Annotated in this window: 23 protein-coding genes and 1 tRNA gene; 7 read left to right on the forward strand and 17 right to left on the reverse strand. The window is 38.4% G+C overall.

Annotated features, from left to right (window positions below; all coding sequences use genetic code 11):
* The 14 genes from RM529_RS11830 to RM529_RS11895 all read right to left on the reverse strand — a co-directional run.
* The coding region (locus tag RM529_RS11830) for a cation diffusion facilitator family transporter (protein ID WP_311485000.1) at positions 1–604 on the reverse strand (604 nt) is incomplete at its 3' end.
* Between the two features lie 78 nt (positions 605–682).
* The gene (locus RM529_RS11835; RefSeq protein ID WP_311485001.1) at positions 683–1768 is read right to left on the reverse strand and encodes an AI-2E family transporter; all 1086 of its coding nucleotides are present in this window, start codon (positions 1766–1768) and stop codon (positions 683–685) included.
* 48 nt (positions 1769–1816) lie between these two features.
* Positions 1817–2473, reverse strand: coding sequence for an NUDIX domain-containing protein (locus tag RM529_RS11840; RefSeq protein ID WP_311485022.1), 657 nt, complete (start codon positions 2471–2473; stop codon positions 1817–1819).
* A 103-nt stretch (positions 2474–2576) separates the two neighbouring features.
* A complete protein-coding gene (locus RM529_RS11845; protein ID WP_311485002.1) occupies positions 2577–3146 on the reverse strand; it encodes a pentapeptide repeat-containing protein in 570 nt (189 codons plus the stop codon).
* 15 nt (positions 3147–3161) lie between these two features.
* Positions 3162–3653: an NIPSNAP family protein gene (locus tag RM529_RS11850; protein WP_311485003.1), complete on the reverse strand. Its 492-nt coding sequence runs from the start codon at positions 3651–3653 to the stop codon at positions 3162–3164.
* Positions 3631–3951, reverse strand: a complete 321-nt coding sequence (locus RM529_RS11855; RefSeq protein WP_311485004.1) for a hypothetical protein — start codon at positions 3949–3951, stop codon at positions 3631–3633. Before RM529_RS11855 ends, RM529_RS11850 begins: the two co-directional genes overlap by 23 nt.
* A gap of 215 nt (positions 3952–4166) precedes the next feature.
* Positions 4167–4781, reverse strand: a complete 615-nt coding sequence (locus RM529_RS11860) for a hypothetical protein (RefSeq protein ID WP_311485005.1) — start codon at positions 4779–4781, stop codon at positions 4167–4169.
* Positions 4782–4795: 14 nt separating this feature from the next.
* On the reverse strand, positions 4796–5065 hold the full coding sequence (locus RM529_RS11865) for a DUF2188 domain-containing protein (RefSeq protein WP_311485006.1): 270 nt from the start codon (positions 5063–5065) through the stop codon (positions 4796–4798).
* 105 nt (positions 5066–5170) lie between these two features.
* Positions 5171–5719, reverse strand: a complete 549-nt coding sequence (locus RM529_RS11870; protein WP_311485007.1) for a 2'-5' RNA ligase family protein — start codon at positions 5717–5719, stop codon at positions 5171–5173.
* A 15-nt stretch (positions 5720–5734) separates the two neighbouring features.
* On the reverse strand, positions 5735–6631 hold the full coding sequence (locus RM529_RS11875) for a CHAD domain-containing protein (RefSeq protein ID WP_311485008.1): 897 nt from the start codon (positions 6629–6631) through the stop codon (positions 5735–5737).
* A gap of 383 nt (positions 6632–7014) precedes the next feature.
* The gene (locus RM529_RS11880) at positions 7015–7335 is read right to left on the reverse strand and encodes a type II toxin-antitoxin system RelE/ParE family toxin (RefSeq protein ID WP_311485009.1); all 321 of its coding nucleotides are present in this window, start codon (positions 7333–7335) and stop codon (positions 7015–7017) included.
* Positions 7326–7568: a hypothetical protein gene (locus RM529_RS11885; protein ID WP_311485010.1), complete on the reverse strand. Its 243-nt coding sequence runs from the start codon at positions 7566–7568 to the stop codon at positions 7326–7328. Before RM529_RS11885 ends, RM529_RS11880 begins: the two co-directional genes overlap by 10 nt.
* 237 nt (positions 7569–7805) lie before the next feature.
* Positions 7806–9038 carry a diaminopimelate decarboxylase gene (gene lysA, locus RM529_RS11890; RefSeq protein ID WP_311485011.1) on the reverse strand — a complete coding sequence of 411 codons (1233 nt, stop codon included), beginning with the start codon at positions 9036–9038 and terminating at the stop codon, positions 7806–7808.
* Positions 9039–9135: 97 nt separating this feature from the next.
* Positions 9136–10308, reverse strand: a complete 1173-nt coding sequence (locus tag RM529_RS11895) for an MFS transporter (RefSeq protein WP_311485012.1) — start codon at positions 10306–10308, stop codon at positions 9136–9138.
* Between the two features lie 248 nt (positions 10309–10556).
* Here RM529_RS11895 and sucC point away from each other — a divergent pair, with 248 nt between their 5' ends.
* Together sucC and RM529_RS11905 are read left to right on the forward strand one after the other, a co-directional pair.
* Entirely contained in the window at positions 10557–11750 is a 1194-nt protein-coding gene (gene sucC, locus RM529_RS11900; protein WP_311485013.1) for an ADP-forming succinate--CoA ligase subunit beta, read from the forward strand.
* 238 nt (positions 11751–11988) lie between these two features.
* The gene (locus tag RM529_RS11905; protein WP_311485014.1) at positions 11989–12321 is read left to right on the forward strand and encodes a hypothetical protein; all 333 of its coding nucleotides are present in this window, start codon (positions 11989–11991) and stop codon (positions 12319–12321) included.
* Between the two features lie 97 nt (positions 12322–12418).
* Here the strand turns inward: RM529_RS11905 and RM529_RS11910 are convergent, their stop codons facing one another.
* Both RM529_RS11910 and RM529_RS11915 read right to left on the reverse strand, forming a co-directional pair.
* Positions 12419–13228 (reverse strand): MBL fold metallo-hydrolase, encoded by an 810-nt coding sequence (locus tag RM529_RS11910; protein ID WP_311485015.1) that lies wholly within the window; start codon positions 13226–13228, stop codon positions 12419–12421.
* Positions 13229–13378: 150 nt separating this feature from the next.
* Positions 13379–13837, reverse strand: coding sequence for a GNAT family N-acetyltransferase (locus RM529_RS11915; protein ID WP_311485016.1), 459 nt, complete (start codon positions 13835–13837; stop codon positions 13379–13381).
* Between the two features lie 228 nt (positions 13838–14065).
* On the opposite strand from RM529_RS11915, the gene RM529_RS11920 reads away from it, so the two are divergent.
* Positions 14066–14434 (forward strand): DUF1622 domain-containing protein, encoded by a 369-nt coding sequence (locus RM529_RS11920; protein ID WP_311485017.1) that lies wholly within the window; start codon positions 14066–14068, stop codon positions 14432–14434.
* 53 nt (positions 14435–14487) lie between these two features.
* Here RM529_RS11920 and RM529_RS11925 read toward each other — a convergent pair whose 3' ends face one another.
* Positions 14488–14865 carry a PH domain-containing protein gene (locus tag RM529_RS11925; protein WP_311485018.1) on the reverse strand — a complete coding sequence of 126 codons (378 nt, stop codon included), beginning with the start codon at positions 14863–14865 and terminating at the stop codon, positions 14488–14490.
* A gap of 224 nt (positions 14866–15089) precedes the next feature.
* On the opposite strand from RM529_RS11925, the gene RM529_RS11930 reads away from it, so the two are divergent.
* From RM529_RS11930 to mazG, 4 genes are all read left to right on the forward strand, one after another.
* Positions 15090–16244 carry a trans-sulfuration enzyme family protein gene (locus RM529_RS11930; protein ID WP_311485019.1) on the forward strand — a complete coding sequence of 385 codons (1155 nt, stop codon included), beginning with the start codon at positions 15090–15092 and terminating at the stop codon, positions 16242–16244.
* 39 nt (positions 16245–16283) lie between these two features.
* Entirely contained in the window at positions 16284–17000 is a 717-nt protein-coding gene (bshB1, locus tag RM529_RS11935; protein WP_311485020.1) for a bacillithiol biosynthesis deacetylase BshB1, read from the forward strand.
* Between the two features lie 60 nt (positions 17001–17060).
* A tRNA-His gene (locus RM529_RS11940) sits at positions 17061–17136 on the forward strand.
* Between the two features lie 239 nt (positions 17137–17375).
* A complete protein-coding gene (gene mazG / locus RM529_RS11945; RefSeq protein WP_311485021.1) occupies positions 17376–18149 on the forward strand; it encodes a nucleoside triphosphate pyrophosphohydrolase in 774 nt (257 codons plus the stop codon).
* The last annotated feature ends 290 nt before the right edge of the window (positions 18150–18439 follow it).

Below are 18439 nucleotides of genomic sequence, written 5' to 3' on the forward strand. Positions count from 1 at the left end.
CAGGGCGAAAAATTAAGAATGCATTATAAACAATAAACCCTGAAGCCAGCAAAGCAGCCCAATCATCAGCAGTTTCGTAACCTTTACCCATATAAATAGCAATAGAAATTCCTATAAAAGCCATAAGAGAAGTAATTGCATCGCTCCGGTGGTGCCAGGCATCGGCTTTTAGCGAAGTGCTGTTGGTAGTGTCGCTCTTTTTAGAAACAAAACGATAAAAAAATTCTTTGATAATTACGATTATTCCCAATACTATAAGCGTATATTTTTCAGGAATTTTATGTGGTGTTTGGATATTAATAATGCTCTCGTAAGCAATAATGGTGGCAGAGATCAGTAAAAATCCTACCACGGCAAAGGTAATTAGCGGTTCAGCTTTTCCGTGGCCATAAGGATGATTTTCATCTGCAGGTTTAGTAGAATATCGTATTCCAAATAGGACCAGGACAGAAGCAAAAACATCTGTGGTAGATTCTATGGCATCTGCAATTAGAGCATAAGAATTGCCAAATATACCGGTAATCCCCTTGGCAAGTGCCAGCAATATATTTCCAAGGATACTGAGATAGGTAGTGTTAATTGCTACTTGTTTGCTGCTTTCCATCTGCCGGGAGGTAAAAAATTTGTGGCAAGTTACGTAATCCAGCAGGAAAACAAGTTCTCACTTTCTGGAAACTGTGCTTTACCTGTCCTCCGGAAAAGATTCTTTACTCAGCAAAATTCCAAATGGTTTAAGAGAAGGGATATGAAGCAAAATTACGGCGATAATTGCCAAAATCGGGATAGCGACTACCATTCCAACAACTCCCCACATAAGGTTTCCAATTACTACAGCCAGGATAACCACAAAAGGATGTAAATTTACACGATCTCCTACAACGTAAGGTTCCAGTACATAACTTTCTATAAATTGTGCGATACCAAAAGTTACCAGGACTCCAATTAATACTCCTGTTTCTCCCGAGGTGAGATAGCCAAACGCCATGGCCATGGCAAGCCCTATCATGTTACCTATATAAGGGATTAAACTTAGAAAAGCGGCAATAATACTTACCAGGATAAAATTATTAACTCCGGAAATTCCCAGTCCTACGGCATAGAGAACAGCCAAAAAGGCAATCAACATCAACCTTCCCACTAAATATTGTGGTGCAACTTTCATGCACTCGGAGACCACACTTTCTACTTCCTGCCGCTTTTCCTCAGGAAATAAATGAAGGATAAATTCTTTGAGTTTATGACGGTAGTTGAGCAGAAAGAAGATGTAAATAAACGTAAGCAGGTAGTTGCCAATAGCTCCTAGAAGTGTGCCAAGAAAACTGGCTGCTCTTTTTCCGGAATTCTGACTTGATTCTCCTACAAGAGGAATACTGCTGTTTTTTGAGGTACTTGCCGAATCTGATATTTGAAGTTGCTCCTTATTTAGCGGAGTATTTTCCTGCGCAAATTGTTTTAGTTTTTCAATTTTTGGCTCCATCGTTTCCTTAATATCCGGCCATTGTTCCACAAAATTCTTAAGCTGGAAAGAAACCAGTGCCAAAAAGCCCAACGATACAAGAAAAATAAGAAAACCGCTTATTAAGGATACTACAGACCGGCTGATTTTACGCTCCATGATCCTGGCCAGGGGGAGCATTAAAAGTGCAAGTATAACTGCTGTGATGAAAGGAGATAAAAAACCTTCTCCTTTTATGAGTCCCAGAAATAAGAAATAGGTCCCAACAATAATAATAGCTGGGTACAGGAGAAACTTTTTGCCTTTAGACATCTTTAACTGGTTTTTTGTGAAGATACAAAAGAACCCAGGGCTAATCCTTTAAGAATTAGTTAAAGGACTTTCAAGAGAACCGACTTTCTTTTTCCTAACCCCTTCAGTCTTAACAGAAGCGTTTATAAGGTTATTAATTTTCATGTGCTGAAGGAGCATTATTGTCTTACCGTCCTTAATTTCCCCTTTTGCAATTTTCGCATAGGCTTCCTCAAAATCCATCTCTAGCACTTCAATATCTTCCTGTTCTTCCTGAAGTCCGCCGCCTTCGCTTACCTTCATTTCTTCTGAATATTCGCCGATAAAGAAGTGGATAAGTTCTGTAACCGATCCCGGGGACATGTAAGACTCAAAAATTTTTTCTGCTTTTGGTATTCTATAACCCGTTTCCTCTTCGGTTTCCTTAATAATGCAGGCTTCAGGATAATCTTTATCCAAAAGACCCGCACAGGCTTCTATCATCATGCCGCCGGGGTTGTTGTTTAAATAAGTTGGCAGTCGGAACTGCCTGGTGAGAATAATTTTTTTTGTGCACCGGTTGTATAAAAGGATACAGGCGCCGTCACCCCTGTCATAGGCTTCCCTGTTTTGAACTTCCCAGGAGCCATCCCTTCTCTGGAAGTTGTACGTAATTTCGTTTAACAAAGCCCATCTGTTTGATAAAACTTCGGTTCTTTTAATTTTTATCTTTTCGCTCACACTTATTTTATTATTTCGTTTTCGTTGAAGGATACGCCCAACAATGTTACGCAAGGCTTTGCAAACTTGCTAATGCATTAGGTTTATTTTATAAAACTTATACCACTTTTTAGGAAATCTTTAGATCATACTTCCATAAAAGCCCAGGCAGGTTTTCTAGTGTAAACTTGGCATTTTTAAGCCGGTTCTGTTCGGGATCTATCGACAGGTTGTGGGATTGCCTAAAATCTGCACCTTCCAGAATGGAATTTCTAAAGGTAGCATTGTTCAGGTTGGCATCAGAGAAATTAGCTCCGGTAAGATCTGCTTCTGAAAATTCTACCTGTTCAAGTTTACAGTTATAAAACCCGGTTTTCCTGATTTTAAGCTGAAAAAATGAGGAAAAACTGAGGTCGCAGGCGTTAAAGCTAAAAGAAAGCAGAAAATCACTACATTCTTCAAATCTCAACCCAAGAAGTTTACAATTTCTGAAGCTACAGTCTCTAAAAGACGTACCCTTTAAGTTGGAAGAGCTGAAGTCACAATCTTCAAATTCACATTCCGAAAATATAACACCTCCTAAGTTTATATTCGATAACGTACAACCTCTGAAATGGCAATTTTCGTACTCAGAGTATAAACTTTCACTTCTATAATCCAGGTGTTCGTAATCCTGGTCTGCTACGTAGTTATCTTCCATAGGTAATGGTTAAATTTAGTAATCGGAATAATCGGTTGGGTACAAGAAGGTGATGTCTATGTGAGATACATTATGTGCAGGATATTCCGCTCTGGAGCTCAACTCCTCCCAGCCAGTGGATTCTCCGAATTGCTGCCAGTGTTGGTCCCGGCTTTTTTTATTGGCAAAAGTGGTCATGTACATAAGATTAGGCATTTCGGGTCCTGATATCACTTCTCCGTAAAATACCGCATTAAAATCAAGCTCTTTAAATATTTCGACTTCCCCGTCATTAAACATATCAACTTTATTTTTAAAGAGAGTTTCTGTTGGAGACTGGTAGCTTCTTAATTCATAAACCCGTTCTTCTCGCGGACCTTTTAAAGTTGAAGCCTGCATTTGCGGCATATCTTCAAAAGCTTTTAGCAGGATGGATTCAAAACGAAGGTATGGTGCATCTTTGTGATCTGAATTTTGAAAATCTTCAGCTTTTTGGAGGAAACTCTCATTTTGGCCTAGTTTTTCCATCCAATGTTGCCCATTTCTCCAGAGATTCAAAAGGAATCAGGACATAGGTTTTTTTGATGCTGTCGTTTTCCTCATCCTGGCGTGGTTTAAAAACTCCAATATTTTGGATCCCCATTTCTTTTAGAGCAGGTAAATAGGCGTTTTTTAAATAATCGTCTGTGCGCTCTGCCTGCGCTTCATTTTGGAAATGATAAATTTTAAGCTGGTAATATTCCTGATCTTTTTTTTGTGCACTCGCAACTGTTGTAAAGAGTAACAGGAATAAAAAAGCCACAGAAGGTCCAAATATTTTGCTCATTTTTTAATTATTAAAAAGTGGAAGCAGCTAAGGTATTTGTAAAAATTATAAATCTGAGAGGAAGCTGGTTTTTATTTTATTTCAGCTAAGGGATAAGGTGAAATTCTTTCAGGGCACCCCAGGTTTTTCCGTTATGTTTAAAAAGAATAAAGCTGTTTGCCACAAAAGAAGCCTTAAGATCCCGCTGCTTATATTCTGACCATGATTTTTTGAATTTATTCTATAAATTGACTAACCCAATCAGTAGAGAATTTAATAAAATCCCCAATTGGCATTTCCTGGATTTCATCTTCGGCATAAGTTAAAGACAGGCTACTATTCAAGTCATCAATAAACTGGTTATAGGCAATCCAAATTTCACTGGGTCCTGCAATTGTCTCCTCTGTAAAGTTAGCAGAAAACCAGTTTCTGACTTTGGTAATTAAAGTTTTAGGATCATCATTATGATTTTCTATATCTTGACCGGCAATATCTGAGATTACCTTTTGATAATGATACTTATTGGTTTCCAGAATTAAGATTCGTTTCGTTTTTAGTTTTCTACTACCATATTCTAATGCTCCAATATCTAATCCTAATTCGTATGGCATATTAAATCTAGGTAATTCACCTTTTTTCATAGCCTTGCTCCTCGATAAATCATGTATGCTGTACTTACAGTTTTTTATTAAGCTCTTTATCTGATTTACTCTAATAGAAGAAGATGATAGTGTTTGTGAAAGTTTAGGTGAAAACCCTAGATAGATTAATTCAAAGATTAATGCTTTAAGAAGAGGTTTGAAATCTTTGTCGAAAGGACAATTAATAAAAACGTTTTGTTCAAATGCCATTGAAGAAGACAGTATTATTTGACTAGGGAAACCCGTTCTTCAATCTCACCTGTCTTTTTATGGATAATAACTTCTCCTTCAATCCTATCAGCTGTTTTTTTTGCAAATTCTATAGCACTTATTCGGGTGGGGAACACTTTGGTAGCTCGGGTACTTCCGTCGGCCACAACACTCCAGTTCTCTCCTTCACCTGTGATCACGTGATATTTACCTGATTTAACAGGCCTTGCTGAAGTTGCAACTCTTGAGCCTAACTTTTTGGTATATATACTTTTCTTCGACATGTTTTAAAAGTACAAAATTAGTTTAATATATTTTGTATGACTTACTGATATTTGTCTAGGGAATTTTCGTAACCTACTGAGAATTTTATTTTTATTTTATTTCAGCTAAGGGATAAGATGAAATTCTTTCAGGGCACCCCAGGTTTTTCCGTTATGTTTAAAAAGAATAAAGCTTTTTGCCACAAAAGAAGCCTTAAAGTCCCGCTGCTTATATTCTGACCATGCTTTTTTGAATTCTTTTCGGCTAAGATCGCGGGTGGCAATGGTTATATGTAGATGTATATCTGAATTCTCTTCCTCCAAATGAATTACTGAAGATAAAGCTTTACGGATTTCTTTATGTAATTGAACAGCCGGCCCGGGATTGCTGACATTAATATAAATAACCCTTCCGGAGAAATTGCCAAAGCCTGATAATTGCAAATTAAAAGCACTCTCTGTGTTGGCCACTTCTTGTAAAGCTTCTGTCACAGGACCTTCATTTTCCTGGTCCATATTAAAAGGGATCTGGAGCGTAACATGCGCAGGTAATTTCAATGCTTTTTCAGAATTATACTTCTCTTTTATTTCTTCCTTTAAGCTGCGAACCTGCGCTTCCAAATCATCATCTGGGATAAGAGCGATAAAATAAAGTGGTGCCTTGTTTTTTGCCATTTTCGACCCATTATGCTAATTCCAGTTTATCCTGATATACTTTTTCATCCTGTTCTTAAAAGCTTTAGGCTTTTCAGCATAAATTAAAGCTCCCTGCAGTTCAGCATTCGTCCTTAGATGGTCGCTGTATTCTTTTATTAAAGCGTGGATCATCTCTTTTTGCTTGTCATCTTTAAAGTTGAAGTCGGAATTCACTAATTTTTCATCCAGTAGCATAAGATCGTGGTCGTCACCTAGATAATCGGCTAATAGATGAATTTCTGACTCCAGAGTTTTGAAGAGTTCTGGCCAGACGTCCTGAAGCAATTCGCTGTGATGCCACAGGTATTTTGCCCTTTTTCGCCATTCATGAAAAGTTGCCGGGTTAGGATTGGCATAAGCCTCTTCCAGGGCATTGGCTCCCCTTTCGTAAACCCTTTTAAGACCAGGGAGGATTACTGCAATATCTGAAGATTTTACCGGCCATTCTTCCAGTTTTTCCTTTGCATTCTGCAGTTCTTCTACAAGATGTTGTGAGAAAAAATCTTTTTCCTGAAGCTCATTGGTCACCGTATCCCTTTCCTTTTCTAACTCCTCTTTAATGCTGTTGAAAAATTTGACGTAAAGGTGATCGCCATACCTTTCTTTTAGGATATCCACCGTTTCTATGTGTGCCGTAAGGTCTCTAACTGGCGCGAGTTCCCTTCCAAGATCCCGAAAGTAAACATTGATTTTTTTATATTTTTTCTCACCCATCTCGTCCCTTACAAGCCTGGCAAGTGCGCGGAGCTTCTTAAGGCGTTTGCGAATGTCGTGAACCGCTTCATGAATTTCTGCCTTTTTAAGAGAAGTAAGGCAGGCCTCTATTTCTTCAGAAGCAATTCTAGTAATGTTTTCGTCAAGGCTTTGCTGTTTTTCCAGTTTGTAGCTCATTTCCCGATTTTTTCCTTAAGATACAGAATAGCAGCAAAGAAAAAGGTTAGGATTTTATTAAAACTGAAGGTCTTTCGGGTGAAAGAAACGCTTTTTCAATAAAACTTCAGAAGAAATTACAGAAAACAGAATTTATTTACAATTTATATGTTCCTGCAAGGTTTTTTGAACCTTGTAGGTATGGCAAGTAAATACACCTACAAGGTTTCTCAAACCTTGCAGGAGGTAAAAGAAAAAAAAGAGACTGCTCTAAAATGCCAATTATCGACCTGCAGTTTGATCCATGGCTTATAAAGACTGTGCACTTTCCACATTAATGTCAAGATCTACGGGAACCTGGTGTTTTGACTCGCCACAATTAAAGTAACAGTGTGGTCAATTGGTTACTGTTTTGATCTTCTTATTTTTGTTGGATATTGCTGGGTATCGAAAATATCTACAATTTCGATCTGATTTTTATCTATGTTTATCCAATAAATAATCTTATAAGTCTGATGAACTAAATACCTGAATTTCACTTTCCTGTCCGCTAATAATTCTTCAATTTGTCCAATTTCCGGTTGCTTAAGAAGTCGTAGTGTTTCTGTGACTATTTTTCTGGTTTCGTTTCTTGCAACTCTGGGACTGGCGTTTTCTTTTAAATACTTAAAGTTTTTTTGAAGTTCATTATTTGCGAAACCGGTCCAGAATATTTTTAGCTCCATTTTTCAATGTCAGCTAATAAATCATGTACCTCGGTAAACTTTCCTTCTTTAGAATCTTTCATGGATTGATCAATTCTTTTATTAAACTCCTTTACAGTCATAGGGGAAAATTCTTTATTTCCTGACAACTTTTGCTCTTTCTTTAAAAGGTTTTCAAACCTGGCAATAGCTTGCTCGCTTTGGAGTTCCAAAAAATCCTGAATAAATTCTATTTTTCTAGCCTCTAAATTCATGTTTCAGCTTTTATCAAAAATACAAATTCTAATTTTATCATTTTGTGCTGAACTAAAAATTTATCTTGATTAACTGGAAATGAAGGTGAAAAAAATGTCCTGCAAGGTTTTTTTGAACCTTGTAGGTATGGCAAGTAAATAAACCTACAAGGTTTCTCAAACCTTGCAGGAGGTAAAAGAAGAAAAAAGGAGACTGCTCTAAAATGCCAATTATCGACCTGCAGTTTGATTCATGGCTTATGAAGACTGTGCACTTTCTACATTAATGTCAAGATCTACGGGAACCTGGTGTTTTATAAGATCCTCAAAGGTTTCCCTTTTTCTAATCAAATGTGCTTCGCCTTTGTACCACAAAACTTCTGCGGGGCGATATCTTGAGTTAAAATTGCTGGACATAGAATAGCTATATGCCCCGGCATTGCTAAAGTCGAGAATATCACCTTCGGTAATTTCAGAAATGCGCCTGTTGCTGGCGAAAGTGTCTGTTTCACAAATATATCCCACAACAGAGTAGAAGCGTTCTTTCCCTTCAGGATTGGAAATATTCGAAATATGGTGATGTGAGCCGTAAAACATTGGGCGAATGAGGTGATTAAATCCAGTGTCTATTCCTGCAAATACGGTTGAGGTTGTTTGCTTTATAACATTAACGCGCGCAAGGAATTTTCCGGCTTCGCTTACTAAGTATTTTCCCGGCTCAAAGGCAAGTGTTAGTTCCCGACCGTATTCTTTGCAGAATGCTTCAAATTTTGAGGTAAGTTGTGCGCCAAGATCTTCAATATCTGTTTCGATATCCCCTTCTTTGTAAGGCACTTTGAAGCCGCTGCCAAAATCAAGGAATTCGAGGTCTTTGAAATTCCTGGCGGCATCAAAAAGAATTTCTGAAGCGTGTAAAAATACCCCAATATCCAGGATATCACTTCCTGTGTGCATGTGAATGCCGTTAATATTCATGCCTGTGTTTTCAACAATCCTTAGCAGGTGCGGCATTTGATGTATGGAAATCCCGAATTTGGAGTCGATATGTCCTACTGAAATTTTAGAATTCCCGCCCGCCATTACATGAGGATTTATCCTTATGCAAACCGGAGTATCTGGATGTCTCGTCCCGAATTGTTCCAAAATGGACAGGTTATCGATGTTGATTTGTGCTCCCAGGGCAGCAACCTGCTCAATTTCTTCCAGCGAAACCCCGTTTGGCGTATAAATAATTCGGGAAGGATCCACGCCTGCTTCAAGTCCTAATTTTACTTCCTGAACAGATACGGTATCGAGACCGCAGCCAAGGGAGTTTAGAAGCTTCAGAATAGAAATATTGGATAGCGCCTTTACCGCATAATGTATACGCAGTTTTTCTACATTAAAAGCACTGGTTAAACGGTTGTACTGTGAGATGATTTTTTCAGCATCATATACATAAACCGGACTTCCAAATTCTTCGGCTACAGCTAAAAGGTCTTGATTGTTCATTTGTTCTGAATTATGAGGTGGCAAAAATACAGGAGAAATTGGATTTTCGGCAAACGGAATTTCAAAAATAACCAATTCAGTAAAAATGTTATATAAATCAGGTCTGCAGTGCTACCCTTTGCGCATTCCTTTTTCTAATCCAGATCACTGCCATGGCAATAAAAATACCTGCTCCGGCCATTCCCGCACCAACCCAGTCTGCCGAGGTAAATCCATAACCGTAAGCAATGGGCAATCCTGCGAGATAGGCTCCAGATGCATTTCCCATATTAAAAGCACTCTGATTTAAGGAAGACCCCAACATTTCTGATCCTTTAGCCGAATTGATCACTGCCATTTGTATAGGAGTTGAAAGCGTAAAGGCCACTGTGGCAATAATAAAGGTCATCACTAGCACCATGATTTTATCTGAAGCCAGATAGGTATTGGCAATAAGTACAATTACCATAAAAACAAGGCTGATCAAAACCGAGTAGATTGGTGAAAATTTTTCAGCAAGTTTAGCGCCGGCAAGATTCCCTACAACCATCCCAAGCCCGGCCAGGATCATGGCGTAACTTACCATACCTTCAGGATGTCCTGCCACTTCGGTTATTAAAGGGGCAATATAGCTGTACCAGGCAAAAAATCCTCCTGTTCCCACGGTAGTAAGTAATATTACCATCCATAGTTCCAGTCTTTTCAGGACTTTCAAATCTTTTATAATTCCGTTGTTGGAAGGACGGGATAATTCCGGCATCCAGAATTTAATGCTCAGAACTGCCAAAACTCCGACTACACCCACAGCCATAAACGAGACGTTCCAGCTATAGTTATGTCCTAAATACGTTCCGAAAGGTACTCCCACGACGTTGGCAACGGTAAGCCCGGTAAACATTGTGGCTATGGCCCGTGCAGATTTCCCCGGCTTTGCAAGTTGCCCTGCAACCACGGCTCCAATTCCGAAGAAAGCACCGTGAGGTAAACCAGATAAAAAGCGGGAAATAAGTAGTAAGTGATAAGAATTGGCAAAGGCAGAAAGGGTGTTAAAAACCGTAAACCAAACCATAAGCAACATTAAAACTTTATGTGCAGGCCATTTTGATCCTATTCCGGTGAGCAACGGAGCGCCAACCACAACACCTAAAGCATAGGCCGATATAAAATGACCTGCCTGCGGAATTGTAATATTAAGGGCCGTGGCGACGTCTGGGAGAATTCCCATAATCACAAATTCGGTCATTCCAATACCAAATCCTCCAATTGCCAGGGCTAATAATGCTTTGTTCATTCCGGGAAATTTAAAAGCGCAAAAATACGGGAGAATTACTTGCCAGAGCAAAATAGGTTTGGAAAATTACGATAACCATATAGTTTTCGCGGGGGTCTCTCAGTATTTTTCTTGTTTTAGTAGGAGGCAAGTGGCTCCTCTGCAAAGAAAGCAGCAAAAGCCCCGGAGTTAATCAAAAAATATTGGTACAATAGTATTGTATTTCTTACTTTTGTGAACCATTAATAATACAGAAGAAATACCTGATTATGAATATACACGAATATCAAGGAAAGGAAATATTAAACAGCTTCGGCGTGCGCATTCAAAGAGGAATTGTTGCTCAGGATGCACAGGAGGCAGTAAATGCCGCAAAACAATTAACGGAACAAACCGGGACTGGCTGGCACGTGATTAAAGCACAGGTTCACGCCGGTGGACGTGGTAAAGGTGGCGGAGTGAAGCTTGCCAAAAACCTTAAGGAGGTTGAAGAAATTGCAGGAAATATAATCGGGATGAACCTTGTAACACCCCAAACCAGCGCCGAAGGTAAAAAAGTACACCAGGTTCTTGTTGCTGAAGATGTGTACTATCCTGGAGATAACGAGCCTGAAGAATACTATATGTCTGTATTGTTAAATCGTTCTACAGGGCGTAACATGATCATGTACTCTACTGAAGGTGGAATGGACATTGAAACTGTTGCTGAAGAAACCCCGCACCTTATCTTTACTGAAGAGATAGATCCTTCTGTTGGATTGTTAGGTTTTCAGGCACGTAGAATTGCCTTTAACCTTGGCCTTAGTGGAACTGCTTTTAAAGAAATGGTGAAATTTGTCTCTTCTCTTTATACTGCTTTTGAAAAATCTGATTCTTCACTTTTTGAAATCAACCCGGTTTTAAAAACCAGCGATGACAAAATTATGGCTGTTGATGCTAAAGTGACTTTAGATGATAATGCACTTTTCCGCCACAAGGATTATGCTGAAATGCGCGATATACGCGAAGAAAATCCTACTGAAGTTGAAGCTAAAAAAGTCGGACTTAACTATGTTGCCCTTGATGGTAATGTTGGGTGTATGGTAAATGGGGCCGGACTTGCAATGGCAACAATGGACCTTATTAAACAGGCAGGTGGTGAACCGGCTAACTTTCTTGATGTTGGCGGTACGGCAGATGCCAAAAGAGTGGAAGAGGCTTTTCGTTTAATCCTTAAGGATGAAAAAGTGGAAGCAATCCTTGTAAATATTTTTGGAGGAATTGTACGTTGCGACCGTGTTGCACAAGGGATTGTAGATGCTTATAAAAATATGGGCGATGCTATAAATGTTCCAATTATCGTTAGGTTACAGGGAACCAATGCAGATGTTGCCAAGAAATTGATTGATGAAAGTGGACTTGGAGTGCACAGCGCTGTACAATTCCAGGAAGCTGCAGATAAAGTGCAGGAAGTACTTTCTTAATAAAAGAAGCTTAAGAGCCTAAGATTACTGAAGGCTGTCCAAAACGGGCAGCCTTTTTTAATTGCTCTTTTTCCTGAGATATATGCTTCTTCTAATGTCTAAAGACTTCTCATAAACATCAAGAACTAGGATCATTAAAATCCGGTTAAAAGTTAAAACTATATTAAAATCATTTTCTTTTTGTAACGATGAGGTTTAAGTATCAGTCTCTTAAGTATAACCTTTAAATTTATTTATTATGAAAAGAATTAATGTTTTAATGCTGATGTTTGTGTTTTGCATCGGCAGTGTGTTGACCGTAAATGCCAAAACGGTCATAGAAGATCCTAACGCTGTAAAAGTGGAAATCCAGGAGCTTTTAAAAGATCACAACCTGGAATTAGAGGAAGATGTTGTTACCAACGTGCTTTTCACGGTAAATAATGACCGGGAACTGGTGGTGCTTTTTATTGATTGCAAAAATGAAAATGTAAAAGCTTATATTAGGAGCAGGCTGAACTACAAGAAAATTGAAGGATCAATGGATACTGAATTTGATAAGTTTGTAATGCCTGTTAGAATAAAAGCTTAACATCATCATAATTAAATTTTCAGTCAAAGAACGTTATCAAACAAAAAAGCTGATCGGCTCTACCGGTCAGCTTTTTACTTTTTCTCTGAATTTATAATTATTCCCTCTCCGGATACCAATCAAGAAGTACAACCTCAATATCCTCGTTCTCCTGGTTTACCATTTGTTTAAATTGATCTACGTCTGCCAGTCCATCCTGTCCTCTGTAGTGGTATGGATAAATTTTGTCTGGAGCAAAAGCCACCACTCCTTCAGCAGCCTGGTCTATAGGCATTGTGTAAGGCAAATTCATCGAGACAAGTGCTACATCAATATTTTCGAGGTTTCTCATTTCAGGAATATCTTCAGTATCACCGGAAATATAAAGTCTCTTTCCATCTTTTTCCAGCACATAGCCATTTCCGCGGCCTTTTACGTGCATGGCATCTTCAGCTTCAGGTAAATTGTACATGGGGATAGCTTCAATATCAAATCCCATATGTTCCATGCTTTCGCCGTTATTCATAACTACAAGCCGGTTTTCCATTTCGGCAGGTAGCTGGTCTTTTACAGCTTGTGGAACTATGATTTTAAGACTGTCATCCAATTCCAGGGCCTGTAAAGTTTCGGCATCCATATGATCTGAGTGAATGTCTGTAATTAAAATAAAATCAGGCTCTTCCGCACCGCTAAATGCTTCAGCACCTCCAACAGGATCTGTATAAAATACTGCATCACCCCAGGTAAAAACAGCCGTAGCATGGGAAATTGGTTCAATATCTATTGAAACAGAATCGCTTTGCTGCTCTGCGTTGGTTTCTGCCATTTCTGTGGCATCATTTTCTGTTTTATCGGTCTCATTGTTCTGTTCATTCTTGCAGGATACCAGTAAAAGCCCCAACGTAAGAAGTGTAAATATTCTTTTCATAATTAATTGTTTAGAGTCAATTTCTGAAATTAAGGTGAACATCAGAAAATGGCAATTATTGTACATTACGGCTGCATTTATTGCAATTGCAGCAGACGAAACATAAAGTTACACAACCTGAAATTGAATAGGTTTTGGTTTAATAAAGATTTAAGAAAGGTTCAGCTTTAATTTGATGTCTCCGCGTGCATAAGGGTTATTTTCTTCTATCGGAATCTCCTCAAAACCATATTTTTTATAAATATAGATAGCATTTTCAAGTTTACGGCTGGAATAGATGATAAGATGGTCCCAACCCTGATTTTTGGCAAATTTCAGGCTATGTTCCAGTAGTTTTTGTCCAATCTTTTTCCCCTGATATTCAGGAGTGACCGCCATTTTGGTAAGTTCATAAACGCCGTCTTCTATTTTCATTAAGGCCACAGTAGCAATAATTTTACCCGCGTCTTTTACAAAGAAAATAGTGCCACCGGGTTGGATAATATATTTATTGGGATCTCCCAAGACTTCTTCATCATGCGGTTCTACAGAGAATAATCTTTCCAGCCAGGCGAGGTTTAAATTTTTAAAGTTTTCGGCATATTGAGGCGCGTAAGAGAGTATTTCCATTCCTGATTTCTTTTTCGGCAAATTTAAAAATACTTCTTTCTGAAAAATTGCTTTTATAGTCTTTATTTTTGTTGGCAATTTTATGATGTTCAGAATAAAAAAAAATTCAAAGAGAGACATCCCTTTTACTAAAATCCAGAAAATAGAGGGGGCTGAAAGATTAATTTGTAGTATTATTCCCCATTTAGTGAATAATTTATAACTTTAAAAAAAGCTTCATTTATTTTTATGGAAGAACTACAGGTTTATATAGAATACACAGCAAAATTTATAGAAATAGCGGGTATACTTACTATCGTAATATGGACTTCAATCGCCCTGGGAAGATATCTTTTTTCTATCCAGGGAACAAAACCCCGCTCTTACCGTTTATTAAGGCAGGAATTAGGTAAAGGAATCCTGTTGGGACTAGAAATACTGGTGGCAGGAGATATCATTGCTACGGTGGTGACAGAGCCCACAATGGACAGGGTATTGGCTCTTGGAATAATAGTCCTGATAAGAACTTTCCTCAGTTTTTCAATTGAACTTGAAATTGAAGGTAAATTCCCGTGGCAGAGGGAAAAGCATGAAAAAAGGCTTGATCAAAATGAATGAATATCCCGCTATTTACTGCTTCTCAATAAGGCCATGTAATATTAAAAAAAAGTTTATAAAGTAAATTCAGCTAATAATTTCTGAACTTCATAGATATCAACTTTCTTGTTGAAACGCTTGGAAATGGAAGGGGATTGCTCTCCCGAGATCCATATTTTTAACTCTGCATCCAGGTCAAAACTACCGGCAGTTTCCACACTAAACCTTGAAATGCTTTTATAGAGAACAGAAAAATATTCAATTTTTCTACCGGTTAGCCCCTGTACATCAATAATAATAAGTCTTTTATTCGTAAAGATAAAGGTGTCCCTGATTATTTTGAATCCTGCTTCCAGCGTTTCAGAAGGAATTAGAAGTTTACCGTAATCTGCCTGAAGTTGTTCTTTTTCAATAGCTCCCGCATTTCCTAAAAGCGAAGAAAGTATACTCATTTCTGTAGTGTTTGAGGTTTATTTGGCGTACAATTTATGTTCTATTTTATTGTTATCATAGGCTTCAGTTAAATAAAATTAAAAGTAGAGTATGAAGGCAATTCCATTATTTCTCTCAGGTAGGATTGCAGAATCCAGGTATAAACCAAAAACCATATCTCTGTATTTTCAATAATTTCTTTTTACTTTAGAAAAAAATTAAAATTCAGTTATAAAAGTAGAATATGACGAAGAAATATAAAGGTATAAATACTATTTGTACACACGTGGGAGAATTAAAAGATGAACAGTTTAAAGGGGCAGTATCTCCTTTATATATGTCTACTTCTTACGCTTTTGAAGATGTTGAAGTTAAGCGTTATCCGCGGTATTTTAACACGCCAAATCAGGTTGCCCTGGCCCAGAAAATGGCAGCTTTGGAACATGGTGAAGCTGCACTTATTTTTGGTAGCGGAATGGCTGCCATAAGTACTGCCATGATGGCATTTTTACATAATGGAGATCATGTTGTGCTTCAAAATACGCTCTACGGCGGGACAAGTAACCTGGTCGTGGAAGAATTTGAAAAATTTGGTATCGAATATTCGTTTACCGAAGATTACAGCCCAGCGTCTTTTGAAAAGGAGATAAAGGATAATACTAAAGTGATCTATATAGAAACTCCTTCCAACCCTTTGCTTACCATTACAGATGTTAAAGCAATATCGAAAATTGCCAAAAAACACGGTCTGTTGAGCATGATCGATAATACGTTTGCTTCCCCTGTAAATCAAAATCCTATAGATCTTGGTATAGATATCGTGATCCATTCGGCAACTAAATATATGGGAGGGCATAGCGATATTCTTGCGGGAACCGTGATTTCTTCAGAAGAGTATATAGACAAGGTTTTTCAGCTTGCCAAGAATTTTGGAGGGAGCTTAAGCGATTATACGGTTTGGCTTTTGGAAAGAAGTTTAAAAACAATGGGAATTCGTGTTAAAGCTCAAAATGAAAATGCACAGGAGCTGGCAGAATTTCTTGATAAGAACGAAGATGTGGCAAGGGTTTACTATCCGGGGCTAAAATCCCATCCAGATCACGAAGTTGCAGCCGGACAAATGAAAGGCTTTGGCGGAATGCTTTCCTTTGAATTAAAAGAAGGACTGGACGCAGATTTGTTTCAGAAGAAATTGAAACTGATAAAATCTTCCATGAGTCTTGCAGGTGTGGAATCTACTATTTTGTCACCATCAAAGACTTCTCATGGATTATTGTCTCCTGAAGAGAGAGAAAAACAAGGGATAAGAGATGGATTGCTGCGGTTTTCAGTTGGAATTGAAGAAAAAGAAGACCTTATTGAGGATATTCAACAAGCCATTAAAGCAATAAAAGCTTAAAATTGGTTTAAGTGCTGCTAATAGTAATAAAGAATAATAATGAAACTAGATATATTGGCTATAGGATCGCATCCAGACGATGTGGAACTTAGTTGTTCGGGAACTATAGCAAAAGAAGTAGACCGGGGTAAAAAGGTGGGTATTCTGGACCTGACCCGGGGAGAATTAGGAACCCGGGGTACTGCAGAAACCCGCGATAAAGAAGCTGCAGATGCAGCAAAAATCCTGGGGGTGAAAATGCGCCACAATTTGGAATTTAGTGATGGTTTTTTTGTGAATAATACTTCCCATCAGCTGGAAATCATCAAAATTTTGAGAAAGTACCGTCCTGAGATTGTGCTTTGCAATGCTGTGGAAGATCGCCATATAGATCATGGCAAAGGTGCAAAACTAGTAAGTGATGCCTGTTTTTTGAGTGGCCTCAGGAAAATTGAAACTTTTCATGAAAAAGTGAAGCAGGAGGCATGGCGTCCAAAACACGTATTCCATTACATACAATGGAAGAACCTGGAGCCCGATTTTGTAGTGGATATTTCAGGTTATATGGATACAAAAGTAGCAGCTGTAAGAGCCTACAAAAGCCAATTCTTTGATTCGGAAAGTAAAGAACCCCAGACACCTATCTCCAGCAGTAACTTTTTGGACAGTATTACCTATCGCGCAAGGGACCTGGGCAGGCTTATAAATACAGAACATGCTGAAGGTTTTATGGTAGAACGTAACGTAGCAGTAGATTCGGTCTTTGACCTGATATAAATAAATTTTTTTCTTTGGGAAATTATAGAAATAACTTACATTTGCAACCGCAATTAAAATGGTGGTTGTAGCTCAGCTGGTTAGAGCGCCTGATTGTGGTTCAGGAGGTCGCCGGTTCGAACCCGGTCTTCCACCCTTTAGAGGCTCCTTAGGAAACTAAGGAGCTTTTTTTTATTCCGAATTAAAAGTAATTCATAGATTAACTGAACGTACGAGCTTTTGTTTTCGAGGCTTGTCTGTACAAGTACAAGAAATCTAATCCTGATTCTGAGGCTTATTAAATTTATCTCAGTAGTTATAAAAAACTATTCACCTGATCTTATTTAGCCTCTCTTTCTTTTATCTTGTATTTTTGTGAAAAGCAGAATAACTAAGATGAATACAAGAGCAGAGCAATTAAAGGCGTTTGAGCGTCTTCTGGACATTATGGATGAGTTACGGGAGAAATGCCCGTGGGACCGCAAACAAACAATGGAATCTTTGCGGCACCTTACCATAGAAGAAACCTATGAGCTGGGTGACGCCATTTTGGATAAAAATATGGATGAGGTTAAAAATGAATTGGGTGATGTTCTTTTGCATCTGGTTTTTTATGCAAAAATAGGTAGTGAAACGGGAGATTTTGATATTGCAGATGTTGCTAATTCCATTTGCGAGAAATTAATTTCCAGGCATCCACATATTTATGGAGATGTTGAAGTAGCCGATGAGGAAGAGGTAAAAAAGAACTGGGAAAACCTGAAACTAAAAGAAGGAAAAAAGAGCGTTCTTGAAGGTGTTCCACGTTCTTTACCGGCCATGGTCAAAGCAAACCGGATACAGGATAAAGTGGCCGGAGTTGGATTTGACTGGGAAGAACCACAACAGGTTTTTGAAAAACTTCAGGAGGAGCTGGGAGAACTCCAGCATGAAGTAGGTGCTGATAATAGAGATGAAATAGAAGCAGAATTTGGGGATGTTTTGTTCTCCATGATCAATTATGCCCGCTTTTTAAATGTCAACCCCGAAAATGCCCTGGAAAGAACCAATAAAAAATTTATAAAACGTTTTCAGTACTTAGAAGAGAAAGCAAAAGAAAAAAACCAGGCTCTTAAAGATATGACCTTGGCGGAGATGGATGTTTTTTGGAATGAAGCTAAAAAGCTCTGAGTGAAAAAGCAAAAAGTGAATAGTGGAAAATTTTTCAGCTTTGAACAGGAAAACGCCACAATTGAAAACCCACAACCGACATTATCTCCAGAGCTCATTTTCTGAAGGTCGAAAATTGGCATTTTTGGTCTGCCGTTATAAATTTAACTGCAAACTTTAAAAATAGGTTCTCAAATTTCTCCCGCAGATACCGCAGATTGACGCAGAGGGTACAAACGAAGAGGTAGCTAATAAAGCTTTAGCTTGATTAACTCCAAACTCCAAACTCCAAACTCCAAACTCCAAACTCC

Source organism: Autumnicola edwardsiae, from assembly GCF_031846505.1.
GTDB classification, from domain to species: Bacteria; Bacteroidota; Bacteroidia; order Flavobacteriales; family Flavobacteriaceae; genus Autumnicola; species Autumnicola edwardsiae.